The sequence below is a fragment of the Paenibacillus sp. FSL K6-2859 genome, from assembly GCF_038008265.1.
In the GTDB taxonomy this organism is placed as follows: Bacteria; Bacillota; Bacilli; order Paenibacillales; family Paenibacillaceae; genus Paenibacillus_AQ; species Paenibacillus_AQ nitricinens.
The window spans coordinates 495,951-510,518 of sequence record NZ_JBBOYU010000001.1 but is presented as its reverse complement, the minus strand read 5'-3'; the positions used below and the strand labels follow the sequence as shown (position 1 = coordinate 510,518).

The following is a 14,568-nucleotide window of genomic DNA, read 5'->3' as shown; positions in this document are numbered from 1 at the left end:
AAACCCTTTAACCGTGTCAAACCTTTTTTTCCAACCAATGACAAAGGAATCTTTCAATTCCCCTCGCTATACAGGCAATGGTGTGGGTTCCTGTAAGATCCACTTGTTATTGATGCTATAAAGTAATATTATTGCTACAGCTTATGGTCTAGAGAAATTACCGCTTAATGTCGGGAGTGAGAATATCATGGGTATGGATTTAGAGTACGCCCCTGCGCCGATAAGACCACGGCTTCATAGGAGAATGACTCAAGAAATTAGTCGAAGGATTAGGGGAACTTACCGTTATGATACAACGGTCTGGAGGACAGCAATCGCTGGTCTTTGGATCGTTTGCTTTTTGGCCTTCACCACTGCCGTATTAGGTATCCCCACTGGATTAGGGGTGCCAACAGATATTGCACTTGCTGCAGGGACGAGTACTATTCTGCTGGCCATTGCCAGCAATATCATTGCTGGCCTGATCGCGTTGACCGGACTGCGCATCCCGCGTCTATTCGCAGGCTGTGTATTGAGCGATGTTGGAGCGATTCTACTAATCTTATATTACGCAGATTTTGAGATTGAAGCTGCGGCTGTCATTGCTGTTCTACTATCAGTATTAGGTGCCTTGGGCGGATTAGCCATCGGTCTGCTGCGCAGTAAAAGAATAACTATGGGACTTCTGCTTACTATTACGGTGACTTTTTCCCAACTTGCTCTGGCAAACGGAGTGCAGGAACTACCTACTTTAGAACCCATTGATATCAGTGATTCCGATGTAATTCCATTAACAGCCGCAAGTCCGTCACAACCTGGCAATCAAACCTATCAGACCTTCACTTATGCCAGCGGTAAGGATTTGCATCGGACCGAATACGGCAAGGATACCAATGTGATCTCTTCTACAGTAGATGCTTCTGCTTATATTAAGGATTGGTCAAAACTCCGCACTTTATTCTGGGGTTTCAATTATAATGCACTTCCACTGAACGGCCGAGTATGGATGCCTGAGGGCGAAGGTCCCTATCCGGTAGTTCTGATGGTGCACGGAAATCATATGATGGAGGATTACTCTGACGGAGGCTATGCTTATCTCGGTGAACTCTTGGCCAGCCGGGGGTTTATCGCAATTTCCCTGGATGAGAATTTTCTGAACTATTCTGCTTGGTCCGGTATTCCGGACAATGATTTCAAAGTACGGACCTGGATCATTCTAAAACACCTGGAGCAGCTAGCAGCTTTCTCGGATGAACCAGACAATCCTTTTTATCAAAAGATAGATTTCACAAAAACCGCCCTGCTCGGCCATAGCCGTGGAGGACAAGCTGTTGCTATGGCAGCAGATGCCGATCGCTGGTTCAAAAATGATCCCGTGATGAAGGCAGCAGATCGTTTTAATATAGCCTCTGTAATCGCTCTTGCCCCTACGGACAAAACGATAGACGATCAGCAAGCCCGTCTCAAGGATGTCAACTATTTGACGCTCCAAGGGGCTCGTGATGGGGATGTACATGATTTCTATGGTGACCGGCAGTATATACGTACTTCCTATTCCCAAGGGTCCTCTGCTTTCAAAAGCTCGCTGTATATTGCGGACGCCAATCACAGTCAATTCAACAGCGATTGGGGCGCGTATGATCAGACATTACCTGCTGGCCTCTTTTTAAATCGAGCGCAAATTATGGATGCAGACAAGCAGCGGCAAATCGCTAAAGTGTATGTGTCAGCTTTTCTGGAGACCACTTTGCATGGAAAAGACGAATACCAGAGCTTATTCCGGGATTACCGCAGCGGACTGAAATGGCTGCCGGAGACCACTTACTACAATCGATTCCAGGATGGGGGATATCGGCCAGTAGCCACATTTGACGAGGATCGCAACAAGAATACCGTTAATCTCGGAACAGCAGAAGCATCCGGATTATCCTGGTCGGAAGAGCTCGCGAAGGATCGTGAATCGAAGAGCAAAGCCACATATGGTGTCGTTCTTGAACGTACAGCCAAAAAAGACGAGGAAGCTTATTACAACATTAAGCTTAAAGATAGTGTTGTTACTGAAATGGCCCTTTCAGACGCAGATGGCCTTACATTTTCCTTAGCAAACCTCAATGGTGATATCAAAGATGAACTAAGTATTCCGCTACCTCCCAATGTAGAGGTTGAGTTAACCGACAAAAATGATACCTCAGCACGCTTGCCGTTAAGTGTGGTAATGGATATTTTGCCACTGCCGCAAACTCAGTTCACGTTATTCCCATGGCTTGAAGAACGGATTAATGATGGGAAGTACGGTGATCTGTCCGAAGCTGTATTTCAAACCTATGAGATGCCGTTCGAACAGTTTCAAGAGGAGGAACCTGAGCTAGAGCCTGAGAACCTGACGGAAATCACCTTCTACCTTGAAGCCGAGGGAGATAAAATCATGCTAGATGACATCGGATTTTACGATCTAGGAATTCGAAATATATTTTAAGGTAACTTGCTATTATACCTTTAAGGCCTTCCCCTCAGCACATGTACAGCTGATTGGAAGGCCTTTTATTTTGATGAATTTCGGGGAATAGCCCCTAATATTGAAACATACAATAACCTATTGCCAGCCTACAAGGCTTGAATACAAACCGGTGTCTTAATCTTCAACTCATTCCCTGTAGGAATTAATCTGCCACTGTCACTATCGATGGAGAACGAAGTAATAATATCACTATTTTGATTCGCAGCGAGCAGCTTGCCACCAATAATGGCGAAATTACGCGGAGTACGTCCGCCTGTAACCTGCCAATCTACCGCTTCAAGATGACCAGTTGAACCCTCAATATGGAACAAGGCAATACTGTCTTGTCCCCGGTTTGAGACATACAAGAATTTACCACATGGCGATACATGAATATCGGAAGCTGTATCGTCACTACCCGCATTATATTGCTCTGGAAGCGTGCTGACATGCTGTAAAATGCTGAGGTTTCCATTCTGCTCATCATTAGCAAACACCGTAACTGTACAGTTTAGTTCATTCGCCAGGTAAATCCATTGTCCTGATGGATGTACTGCCAGATGGCGGGGGCCTGAACCTGGTGGGAGATCAATCTCCCGATGCTTAGACAGCTTACCTTCTTCAAGGCGATAAATCAGAATTTGATCCAATCCCAAGTCGCAAACCAAGATATGCTTACCGCTTCCATCCGGAATAACAGAGTGTGGATGCGGAGCTTCCTGACGGTCTTCACGAATTCCTGAACCCACATGCTTCACTTGGTCAGACATGACCTGAAGCGAACCATCCTCATTTACAGGAAATACGTTGGCATTGCCACCGGAATAATTAGAGACGAATATGTAATCTTGCTTAGGACTAATCGAGACATAACAAGGAGCGCCACCTTCCGTAGGACGACTTCCAAGTGGACTCAGCGCTTTAGTAACAGGATTAACAGCAAAAGCATAGACCTCGCCCTCATCCTTCTCACTAACCGCATAGAGCACGCTGCCTGTGCTGTTTACTGCTAAAAACGATGGATTCTCAATACCCTTAGTACCCTCTAGAATCTTCATTTCCCCTGATGAAGGACTAAGTGAGCATAGTAGAATAGCTTCCTCACCTTCAGGGTTATACGTTCCCACATAAAACAATACTTCATTAGGCCGTTCCATAGTAGCGACTCCTTTGTTTGTATATAGTGTATTTACTTCTTAATTACCCTTTACTAATAGCAGCTTACGCAGTATTTCATAATATTTTTTCACTATAGCATGTTTATAGTTGTAATACATTATCGAACGCGTATTTTAAGGCCATTTCCTAACTATCCCGGAACATGTAAGTTTTTACAAGTGGTTTAAACATGATTGGCAAGGTTAATAGTAGACATCGAAAACAACAAAACGAAGGAGTTGAAGTAACATGAGTTTCTTATGGATGTTAATTGTTGGTGGGATTATTGGTTGGTTAGCGGGTCTGGTTATGGGCAGAGATATTCCAGGCGGGGTTATTGGTAACATTATCGCTGGTATTATCGGTTCATGGCTCGGCGGCGTGCTTCTGGGAAGCTGGGGACCTAAAGTAAGTGATTTCTACTTCTTCCCTTCTTTGATCGGTGCGATTGTCCTGATCTTTATCGTCAGCCTTATTCTTCGCTCGACAAGTGGACGTAGCCGTTCATAAGCTTAGGCTGAACCAATAACTATTGGACTACTTATATTATTAAAAATAGCAGGTCAAGGTTAACTACCTTGACCTGCTATTTGGTGTTTTCGGCCCCTTTCTACTTAAAGTAGTATGCAGTGCTTTTTATGGAGCTACTACCTCCATACAGCGGCTACACTTCAATGTTCTGCCATCGTTTTTCTGTTATAATGAAGATACAAGTGACTCAAATCATAGAGAGGTCGTGAATCATGGGTAGCATCAACCCCTCACTCCTACATATCGGCTCCACTATAGGGACCTTGCTCATGGCGCTAATGGTTATTTTTATTCGGCTAAAAGCTAGCGCACGTCCGGTTACCATTCGAAAAATATGGATTCCACCTCTCGGGATGTCGACTGGCTTTGCCATGTTCGTTGTACCTGAAGTTAGGTTCCCTTGGTGGTGGGCAGCGCTCGCCTTTCTAATTGGCTGGTTCATCTTTGCGTATCCTCTAATACGCAGCACAAACTTCGAACAACGGGATGGACAAATTTATGCTCAGCGTTCAAAGAGCTTTGCTTTCATTCTGCTCGGCCTCCTTTTAGTTCGCACCTTACTCCATGAATTTATTAATAGTTATGTTAGTATCCCTCAGTCCGGTGGATTATTCTTCATCTTGGCCTTCGGAATGATTCTTCATTGGAGATTCTTTATGTACAAACGTTATAAAGCTATCACCTCCTCGGAGGCACAGTCCCTACAGTCATAAGTATATATTGATATTCTAAGAAGCCATCTCAATTCATACGATTGAGATGGCTTCTTACGCGGATGAATACCTTAAAGTAAACAACATTTTTTTATGTCCGATGTTAGGTAACTTCTGGAGGGATACGTTAAAATATATGCATACTAACAATAGAAAGCGAGGTCAAGGCAATTGAAAAGCAAATCAAGAAAAGTTGCCATCGTCGGTGCCGGAATGGTCGGTTCCAGCTGCGCCTACTCCATGGTTAATCAGGCCATTTGCGACGAGATCATGATGATCGACCGCACCTATGACCGCGCTATGGCACAAGCACTTGATCTCTCACACTGCATGGATTTCACAAGCACACGCACCAAGGTGTATGCCGGAACCCATAGCGACTGCGCAGGAATGGATGTAGTTATCTTAACCGCTGGCGCTAATCCAAAGGCTGGTCAGACAAGACTTGACGTCCTGGAAGCCTCTGCAGTTATTACTAGAGAAATTATTACCAACATTATGGCTGGGGGATTCGATGGAATATTCGTAGTCGCCGCTAATCCGGTCGATATTGTCACCTATATGGTATGGAAAATATCAGGGCTTCCTCGCCATAGAATTATTGGTACAGGAACCTCCATTGACTCCTCGCGCCTTAAGACACTACTGTCTGATGTGTTCTCCATAGATCCACGCAGCGTTAACGGCTACGCACTTGGAGAACATGGTGAATCCCAGTTTGTAGCTTGGTCACATGTGACGATTGGCGGCAAGCCCATCCTGCAAATTATGGATCAGCATCGTGAACGCTTCCACCATCTGGATCTGGAGGACATCTCCCGCAAGACCAAAGATGCGGGCTGGGAGATATTCACCAAAAAAGGCTCCACACATTTCGGTATTGGCAGCGCACTGGCTTACATTACTCGTTCCATTCTGAATGATGAGCATAAGATCATTGCCGTATCCGCAATTCTGGATGGAGAGTACGGGCAAAGTGGTATATGTACCGGCGTACCTGCCATTATTGGCAACACTGGAATTCAAGAACTACTGGAGCTTAACCTAAACACCGAAGAAGCGGAGAAATTCAACGCCTCCTGCAGCATTGTTCGCTCAAGCATTGAGAGCCTACATTTGGAAGACAGCATTTAATCTCCTGCAAACGGAAAAATCGCTCTTTAGGGATCGGTAGATAACACCAATACCCTAAAGAGCGATTTTTTTATCCTTGATCTTTAACCTTTAATGCTCGGATACTGTTCAGTACAGCCAGCACGGTTACCCCAACATCAGAGAAGACAGCCTCCCACATCGTGGCAATCCCAAATGCGCCGAGAATAAGAAATATAGCTTTAACACCTAAAGCGAAAATAATATTTTGCCATACGATCATCCGTGTACGCTTGGCAATTCCGATAGCAACAGGAATCTTCGAAGGTTCATCCGTCATAATTACAATATCTGCCGCTTCAATCGCAGCATCGGAGCCCAGTCCGCCCATTGCGATCCCAACATCTGCTCTAGCTAGTACTGGGGTATCGTTAATTCCATCACCGACAAAAATAATTTTCTCGCGATGTGACTTTTCACGATCCAGCTTCTCGATGGCCTCTACCTTATGCTGCGGCAAAAGCTCCGCGTGTACCTCATCTACACCTAACCGCTTCCCAACATCTTCAGCTACAGAAGAAGCATCGCCAGTTAACATCACCGTTTTACGGATGCCAAGCTTCTTGAGGCTCTGAATAGCCTGCTGCGAGTCCTCCTTCACTTCATCAGCAATCACCAGGTAACCCCCATACTGATGATCCACCGCGATGTGAACAACTGTACCACTCTGCTCTGGCACCTCATAAGCTATACCTTCTCGCTCCATCAGACGCACGTTACCTGCAAGTACAGTCTTGCCTTCAATCGAAACCTCGATCCCATGACCGGAAATTTCATTGTAATTCGAGATCGCTTCCTTAGAAATCTGTTCTCCATAAGCCGCCCTAATCGATTCGGCAATCGGATGGTTCGAATGGCTCTCCGCATAAGCAGCTGTCTGCAGCAATTCATCCTTAGATTTGCCACCTGACGGATAAATTCCTGTAACCTTAAATTGCCCCTTAGTCAATGTTCCGGTCTTATCAAAGACAACTACTTTCACATCATTCAATGCTTCAAGATAGTTGCTTCCTTTAATCAGAATCCCACTGCGTGAAGCTGCACCAATCCCTCCGAAGAAACCAAGTGGAATCGAGACCACAAGCGCACATGGGCAGGAGATCACTAGAAAGACAAGCGCCCGGTAAATCCAATCTGAAAAGGTCGCCCCGCTAATCACTAGTGGAGGAATGACAGCTAGCAGTACTGCTGTGATCACTACTACAGGGGTGTAAGCCCGTGCAAATTTAGTAATAAAGTTCTCCGTTTTGGCCTTGTTGCTCGAAGCATTCTGCACTAGCTCCAGAATTTTGGATACCGCTGATTCTCCAAAGGTCTGAGTGACTTGCATCGTAATAACACCGTTCCGGTTAATAAACCCACTTAATACCGTACTTCCTGGTCCAGCCGAACGCGGCACAGATTCCCCGGTAAGTGCTGATGTATCCATCATAGCGTTACCCTCAAGGATCGTTCCGTCCAGAGGTACCTTCTCACCCGGTTTCACAACAATCAAATCACCGATCGCTACTTCCTCGGGAGAGACTTTTTTCAGATCATTTCCAAGCTTAAGATAAGCAAATTCAGGACGGATATCCATAAGTGCTGTGATAGATCGGCGTGAGCGGTTTACTGCTAGACCTTGGAACAGCTCGCCGATTTGGTAAAAGAGCATAACCGCTACGCCCTCTGGATACTCACCAATCGCAAAAGCACCGATGGTTGCAAGAGCCATCAAGAAATTCTCATCAAACACCTGACCCCGGATAATGTTTTTAACCGCCTGCCAGACAACTTCACTGCCCACGATGAGATAGGCTGCTAAGAAAATCAGCAGTTCTACTACACCCTCTACCGGTAAGAATATTCCGGCAAGCGCAAGTATCCCACCGCCACCTAACCGCAGTAGAATCTTACGGGTATCACCTACTCTATGCTCGTGGCTGTGGCCATGGCTGTGACCATCCGCATCATCATGCTTATGTCCGTCTGCAGTCTGATGATCATGTTCATGGCCATGTTTGTGATCCTCCCCATGCTTGTGACTACTGTTATTCTGCAGCTTGCGACTGCCCTGAGCCTTCTCTCTTACATTTACATGGGGCTCAAGTGCCTTCACCGTTTTCTTTGCTTCTACAATCGCCGATTCCTCATAACCTGCGGCGGTTTCCATCGTCATTGTCTTCGTAACAAAATTAACGGAACAAGACGATACGCCCTCGATTTTACTCACTTTATCTTCAATTTTCCTTGCGCAATTGGCGCAATCTAAGCCTTCTAATTCCCACTGACGTTTTACTTTTCCTTGCATCGTATCCATACGGCACATCTCCTCAAATAAAAACCATATATGAGCACTTGTTCATATGTTTTCTTATTGCTATTATATTCCCTTTATTTTTGAAGGTCAATACGGGATATACACCATTTTTCTCCGCTCCCATAAAAATTAAATAAATTGACCTTTTCGTGAAAATATGGTAAATCATGTATGATTGCATCCGAGATGGATTGGCAACTAAATTACACAGAAGGAAGGATGAATATATACCATGTCAAAGCTAGCCAAGACGTCTTCTTTTTCACAGAAACACCCTGTTTGGACCGTTGTTATTATTGAGGTGCTGTTACTTTTAGCGGTATCTGCCGCCGGAACTTACGCTACAATCAAAGAGCTTTCGTATACCGCCCCTGTATTGATCTCCTTTATTCCAATCGCACTTGTACTGATCATCTACTTCACGGTTAAGAACAAATGGAGTGATCTTGGCTTCCGTCCTCTGAATACCATTTCCTCTGGGAGGTGGATCTATTATGCACCTCTAGCTGTCGTCCTGATCACCATATCCTTTAAAGGTTTTCGTGAGATCAGTACGTCTGAGGTGTTGTTCTTTATCTTCTTCACCCTGCTTGTAGCCTTTGTAGAAGAAAGTATTTACCGCGGATTGATTTTCAAGACTTTACTCACTAAGGGCGCTAAAACGGCTGTGATTACTTCAAGCATACTCTTCTCTATTACCCACTTACTTAATGCTTTATCCGGTACAGACATGACGCAAATCCTCCTACAGCTCGTATATTCTGTTCTGATCGGTTTTGTGCTTTCTTTGTTGATGCTGAAAAATAATAATATTCTACCGCTGATATTGTTTCATTTTGTACATAATCTGATTCAGTTTGTTGGTAACGATAATACAAGCGAATATATGGGGATCGATCTATTCATTCTTCTCGTACTCGCTGTGCATTGTCTCTGGCTGGCTCTATCCTTTAGGAAACCAACCGTATCGAGCAACCTAAATCAATCTAGTTAACAAACTAAACCCTTGCTTCACGATATCTATAAGAAAAGGGAATCCCGTCAGCCATTACAGGCTTTTGAGATTCCCTTTTTTGATGTAAAAAAATACTTAATACCCAGCTATTCGTGACGGACATGCTCATGGGTCTGCAGAAAAATCTGCTCTACATGCGCATCGTTGAGCGAATAGAATACCGTCTTTCCTTCTTTACGACGCTTCACAATTCGTAAATTCCGTAAATAACGGAGCTGATGGGATATCGCAGATTGTCCCATATCAAGGATCACGGACAAATCGTGTACACATAATTCTTGCTGGGACAAAGCGTAAATGAGCCTCACTCGTGTGGGATCACCCAACGCTTTGAACATCTCTGCCATTTTATCCGTTATTTCTCGGTCAGGCAAAATCAATGCAATGGATTCCGGTTCAAGCTCCGAACCCTTGCATGTGTTATCGCAATCTTCTAATGCCGTTGGCTCCATGCTATCGCCTCCTCCACCAGCTAGTCAGCTTTGCTGATTGTGTTCCTCAATTATATGAAAACCAGCTCTGGATGTCCATCGAGAAGGCGTTTATAAGAATCGCTGTAAATCAGACCGCTTTACGATAAAAGGAGAGTAGTCCTGCCGCAAAAAACACAATAAAACTACCGCCCACTACTATCATCAGCGTTTCGAACGGTAAATTAAAAGCACCAAACGTGTCATCACCATACGGCATCATAGCCAACATCGGCTGTACCCAAGGATAATAGGGGCCATAGGTTGAAGAATTGGCGATCAGCATATTAGGAATGGTCAGACTCACATTAAGCGCCAGCGGTGCGCCAAAACTGCTCCAGCCTTGAGAGTTGCCAGCTGCAGTGCAGCGAGTGGCAGACAGGCAATAAAGCCGCCAAATACCGAGCTTAGTAGCAGCGACCAGGGAATTGATCCTGGAACATCTCGGAATAAGCCCATCCCTAGTACCATCACCAGAAACGTTAGTTGAACCGCAGCCAGCAATCCGATAATCATCACATATTTTGAGAGGTACACTGACAACCGAGTCACAGGCAGAGACAGCAGCATCTTCCAGCCCCCGTCATGATGCTCATAACGACAGATCAGCGCTGCAAAAATACCCGAGAGCACAGGTAGAAACAGCAAGGCATGCATCATGGACATCACATTTAACAGCAGTTCCCAACTCATCTTCTCCCCTTGATTATCTGCCAATGCCCCGGGAAGTAATGCTAAAATCGGGCTGCCTATAACTAAAATCCAGACATATGATTTAGACATTTTTAATCGTTCTGCCGACAACACTCTCCAAAATGTATTCATCGTTAATCCACATCCTTTCGTGCGAAGTGCAGTGCACCCGGCAAAAGAATCAGCAGCCCCAGCAGCAACCCTGCACCGCTAAATAAGAGACGATGCGAAGATTCCCAAGCCATATATGGCCATGTTAAAGGGACCCACTCCGAAAGTAACATGGAGAAGATAGACACCAGAGATAAGGTTATTCCAAGAGCAACTGGCAATGTCTGATTACGGTTAGCCAGAGAAAGCCACAGCTGCAAAGCGATAACCGGCAACGCTGCAATAAAGGACATAAAGCCAATTCGTAATACATCCAAATATGGTATCAGTTCGACCTTGAAGCCTAAAACAAGCCCTAAACCAACTGTACCCACCGAGAGCAGCAAACAAGAAACCGCCACTAGCGCCAAACATAATACCAGCTTAGCCATAAATACTGAAGTACGTGAGATAGGTAGCGCCAAGAGCTGCTTCCACGAGCTCATCTGATGTTCTACATTTGCAATCAACGAGCATACTAAGGTCCCTCCGAGAAAAAGAGCAATGGGCACAAAGGCAGCCACATTGTTCAGAAGCCCACCCCATAGATCCGCGCCATACTGCTCACGAAGATAGTCATAACGAAGGCCGAAGTTTAGGCCTTGCATGGCTACAAGTCCAAGCGGTCCAAGAAACACTAGAAACCAGAGTCCCTTGCCACGGATTTTGAGCCAATCCGCCGACAGTGCCCGCCACATCATGATTCCTCTCCTCCTACAACCTGCAGGAAGAAGTCCTCAAGTGATTGTCTCCGCTCCTCTACACGATAAATAGCATGCCCGTTCTCTACCAAGGCTTTGACTAGCAAGGCAACTCTTGCATCGATCATCCGGGAGAAGACTAGCTTTTGGTCTTGAAGTATCCCTGTGTATCCCCGTTCTTCAGCAAGGCGCAGTGCGGCCTCCGGATCCGAGACTGCTAACCGCATTTCTCCCCCGGCTTGCCGCTGCAGATTCGTTATACTATCTTGGTATACCATTTGCCCTTGACGAATGATCCCTACGGTATCCGCCATTTGCTCAATTTCACTAAGCAAGTGACTGGATACTACGACAGTAATCCCTTGCTCCTGTGGCAATCGTTTAATCAGTCCGCGAATCTCCTGAATCCCTGACGGGTCAAGTCCGTTCGTCGGCTCATCCAGAATAAGCAGCTCCGGTTCCCCGAGCAAGGCAGCAGCAATACCTAGTCTCTGCTTCATCCCGAGAGAGAACCCTTTCACTGGACGTTTCTCTTCCCCTGTTAAGGAAACAATATCAAGCACCTCAGCAATCCGTGACTTCGGAGCACCAAGAATACGGCGGATGGCTTCAAGATTATCCACAGCGCTTAAGTGCCCGTAATAGGATGGAGATTCGACAAGCGACCCTACCTTCCGCAAAATTTGCAGCTTATGCTTGCGAAGATCCTGGCCGAACACCTCAATCCCTCCTGATGTCGGAGTGATCAGTCCAAGCAGCATACGAATCGTCGTTGTTTTTCCAGCCCCGTTTGGGCCTAGAAAACCATAGATTTCTCCCTTGCGGATATTCAAATTTAAATTTTCTACCGCAGCCCGGCCACGGTATTTTTTTAATAAATCCTTCGTTTCAATCACTGTTTCTTTCATCTTCCTCACCTCGGTAATTAGCATAACGTCCCAAGGTTAAGAACAAGGCGGCACGAAGTTTAAGTTTTGTTTAAATTTCATCGCGTGGATTGAAGATTACAATAGAGGTACCATCTCCTGTACTCTCCATATCCCACTCTAACTCCATATGCTTCATTAACAGATCCACGATGGACAGCCCTAATCCTGCCCCTTTGTAATCGGATGGACTCTGGATACCTCTGCCGTGATCCGTAATCAAAATAACACGTTTCCCATTACGGGACTCCGTAGAAATCCCTACATAAAGACCACTGCTGGCATGACGTACAATATTCTGAAATAGATTATCAAGAATACGGCGGAACCAGACCTCATCCACCATCCAGAACAGCGGTTCAGCCTCCAGGTCAATATCGATCTCGAAGGTCTCTTTTTCCCATACGGGGTACCAAGCAGCAGCACTTTCCCGCAACAAGCGCAAGACATCTTTACGCTCCCGCTTCAAAGTGATCCGTCCGCTGTTGAGAAGATTGTAGGATAAAAGATTCTCAATCAAGACGCTAAGATCTGCTATACGCTTATCCATTAGCTCTAGGGACTGTTGTCCTTTTGGGGTTAAGCTCTCCTTAGTCATTACATGGATGTGGCTGCGGATAACGGTTAGCGGTGTACGTAAATCATGAGATAAGTTGGATACTAGACGCTTACGCAGCTCTTCCTCTTCGATTTCCCTCTTTCGGCTTTCGTCAAGCTTCGCCACCATCGTATTAAAAGCTTCCTCCAGTCTGCCTATCTCATCCAGCTTGCCCGTCATAATAGACTTAGGCATTCTATCCGGTCCCGTAATTGTCATCGCGGTTTGCAGCTGTAGTAGCCGTTTGCGTATTTTTCTAAAGAACAGCAAAGAAACCAGTGCGAACCCTCCAAAAAGTACAAAGAGCACAAAGTAATACAAAGCCCAAGCCCCGACTCCCCCATAAGCGCCTTTGTTGAGCAGCTTGTTTGGAATTTGCATTACCATAAACCCTTTACCCGCATCCACTCGGTCTCCCATGAAGGCGACGATGGCTAAAGGATCACGCTTTGTACTTTCTTTCATAAAATAAATAGCCTCAGCCGCAGTCCACTGCTCCGGAACTCCGCTGCCATGATCCGGATTGCCTTTATCAGGTGTGAGAATCAATCGGGTCATTCCCTGCCCATCTACCCAAAACATAGTAGCCTCAGTGTATTTCCGGCTCAGTTTATCTAACCGCTCATTTATGCTTTCCGAAGAAGCATCTTCCAATTGAAGCGCCTCTTTATGCCACATGGTCTCCAGCGCTGCAACACTCGAATACAAAGAGGTATCTACAGGCGGAGCCCCTTTAGTCACTTCATTAACCATATTGTAGAGAACAAAAGATAACGGCAGAACCACAGGGATAAAAAGCAGTGCAGAAACGATAATAAGCAAATATCCCGACAGCAAAGAGGAGTTGCGCTGCTTACGAATGCGCCCTAACCCCCTCATGCTCTTACCCGATATCCAATCCCCCGGACAGTTTCTATAATTTCCGGATTGCCCGGATCAAGTTCTAACTTTTCGCGCAAATATCGTATATGTACCATCAAAGTTTTATCCCCTTCGAGATAGGCTTCTCCCCAGACGGCTTCATAAATCTGCTCTTTCGTCATAATCTGGCCGAGATGACGCAGCAAATAAGAAAAAATCTGAAATTGCTTACCCGTAAGCATGACTTCTTCCTGAGTCTGAGCATTTATTACTCGGTTATCTCCTTCATATACGATTAGGTGCTTAAGCGTGAGTGAATCCTGAACAGATGCCCCATTCCGCCTGAGCAGCACTTCAATTCTGGCTGCTAATTCATCCGGATGAAAAGGCTTCGTCAAATAATCATCCGCGAATTCAAGCCCCTGCAGTTTATCATCAATGGAAGTTCGTGCGGAGAGCATCAAGATCGGAAGCTTAGGGTACGCCCGCTTCAATCGTTGTCCGACAGTAAAGCCATCCAGGCCCGGAAGCATTACATCCAGAATGGCCAATTGACAAGGCGAAGCTTCCTCCGTCGCTCCCTCCCCGCTCCGCAGCCAACGCACACTATAACCACGCTCACTTAAATCCGCAGACACGACGCTGCCGATTTCATGATCATCTTCAATATATAACAGAGTAACGGTCATGTATTTTAAGTCCTCCCCTGAGAAATTACGTAAAAAGTTGAAGTCATTATAACATGTTTTAACAGGACACTCAGGGACTTATCTTTTAAAAAAAGCCCTCCTAAACCCGTGGGGGATAGGAAGGCTCTCGGAAACG

At 45.6% G+C, this 14,568-nt stretch carries 12 protein-coding genes and 1 pseudogene; 5 read left to right on the top strand and 8 right to left on the bottom strand.

What is annotated here, in order from left to right; translation table 11 throughout:
- Nucleotides 1–244: 244 nt before the first annotated feature.
- Nucleotides 245–2,455, top strand: a complete 2,211-nt coding sequence (locus MHB64_RS02265; RefSeq protein ID WP_341133630.1) for a poly(ethylene terephthalate) hydrolase family protein — start codon at nt 245–247, stop codon at nt 2,453–2,455.
- 128 nt (nt 2,456–2,583) lie between these two features.
- Here MHB64_RS02265 and MHB64_RS02260 read toward each other — a convergent pair whose 3' ends face one another.
- Nucleotides 2,584–3,633, bottom strand: coding sequence for a lactonase family protein (locus MHB64_RS02260; protein WP_094869702.1), 1,050 nt, complete (start codon nt 3,631–3,633; stop codon nt 2,584–2,586).
- 250 nt (nt 3,634–3,883) lie between these two features.
- Here MHB64_RS02260 and MHB64_RS02255 point away from each other — a divergent pair, with 250 nt between their 5' ends.
- From MHB64_RS02255 to MHB64_RS02245, 3 genes are all read left to right on the top strand, one after another.
- Nucleotides 3,884–4,144 (top strand): GlsB/YeaQ/YmgE family stress response membrane protein, encoded by a 261-nt coding sequence (locus MHB64_RS02255; protein WP_094869701.1) that lies wholly within the window; start codon nt 3,884–3,886, stop codon nt 4,142–4,144.
- 233 nt (nt 4,145–4,377) lie between these two features.
- A complete protein-coding gene (locus MHB64_RS02250; protein WP_094869700.1) occupies nt 4,378–4,878 on the top strand; it encodes a CcdC family protein in 501 nt (166 codons plus the stop codon).
- Between the two features lie 171 nt (nt 4,879–5,049).
- On the top strand, nt 5,050–6,012 hold the full coding sequence (locus MHB64_RS02245; RefSeq protein ID WP_341133629.1) for an L-lactate dehydrogenase: 963 nt from the start codon (nt 5,050–5,052) through the stop codon (nt 6,010–6,012).
- 70 nt (nt 6,013–6,082) lie between these two features.
- Here the strand turns inward: MHB64_RS02245 and MHB64_RS02240 are convergent, their stop codons facing one another.
- Nucleotides 6,083–8,329, bottom strand: a complete 2,247-nt coding sequence (locus MHB64_RS02240; protein ID WP_341133628.1) for a heavy metal translocating P-type ATPase — start codon at nt 8,327–8,329, stop codon at nt 6,083–6,085.
- A 232-nt stretch (nt 8,330–8,561) separates the two neighbouring features.
- Here MHB64_RS02240 and MHB64_RS02235 point away from each other — a divergent pair, with 232 nt between their 5' ends.
- The gene (locus tag MHB64_RS02235; protein ID WP_280787168.1) at nt 8,562–9,323 is read left to right on the top strand and encodes a CPBP family intramembrane glutamic endopeptidase; all 762 of its coding nucleotides are present in this window, start codon (nt 8,562–8,564) and stop codon (nt 9,321–9,323) included.
- A 107-nt stretch (nt 9,324–9,430) separates the two neighbouring features.
- On the opposite strand, the gene MHB64_RS02230 is transcribed toward MHB64_RS02235, so the two are convergent.
- The 6 genes and pseudogenes from MHB64_RS02230 to MHB64_RS02205 all read right to left on the bottom strand — a co-directional run bounded on the left by MHB64_RS02230 (nt 9,431) and on the right by MHB64_RS02205 (nt 14,432).
- The gene (locus MHB64_RS02230) at nt 9,431–9,796 is read right to left on the bottom strand and encodes an ArsR/SmtB family transcription factor (RefSeq protein WP_094869696.1); all 366 of its coding nucleotides are present in this window, start codon (nt 9,794–9,796) and stop codon (nt 9,431–9,433) included.
- A gap of 109 nt (nt 9,797–9,905) precedes the next feature.
- A pseudogene (locus MHB64_RS02225) lies at nt 9,906–10,639 on the bottom strand (ABC transporter permease).
- A gap of 2 nt (nt 10,640–10,641) precedes the next feature.
- The gene (locus tag MHB64_RS02220) at nt 10,642–11,358 is read right to left on the bottom strand and encodes an ABC transporter permease (protein ID WP_094869694.1); all 717 of its coding nucleotides are present in this window, start codon (nt 11,356–11,358) and stop codon (nt 10,642–10,644) included.
- Nucleotides 11,355–12,266, bottom strand: coding sequence for an ABC transporter ATP-binding protein (locus MHB64_RS02215; RefSeq protein ID WP_094877907.1), 912 nt, complete (start codon nt 12,264–12,266; stop codon nt 11,355–11,357). The genes MHB64_RS02220 and MHB64_RS02215 overlap by 4 nt, the downstream gene beginning before the upstream one ends.
- A 70-nt stretch (nt 12,267–12,336) precedes the next feature.
- Nucleotides 12,337–13,761 (bottom strand): HAMP domain-containing sensor histidine kinase, encoded by a 1,425-nt coding sequence (locus MHB64_RS02210; RefSeq protein WP_341133627.1) that lies wholly within the window; start codon nt 13,759–13,761, stop codon nt 12,337–12,339.
- Entirely contained in the window at nt 13,758–14,432 is a 675-nt protein-coding gene (locus MHB64_RS02205) for a response regulator transcription factor (protein WP_094877905.1), read from the bottom strand. Before MHB64_RS02205 ends, MHB64_RS02210 begins: the two co-directional genes overlap by 4 nt.
- Nucleotides 14,433–14,568: the final 136 nt, after the last annotated feature.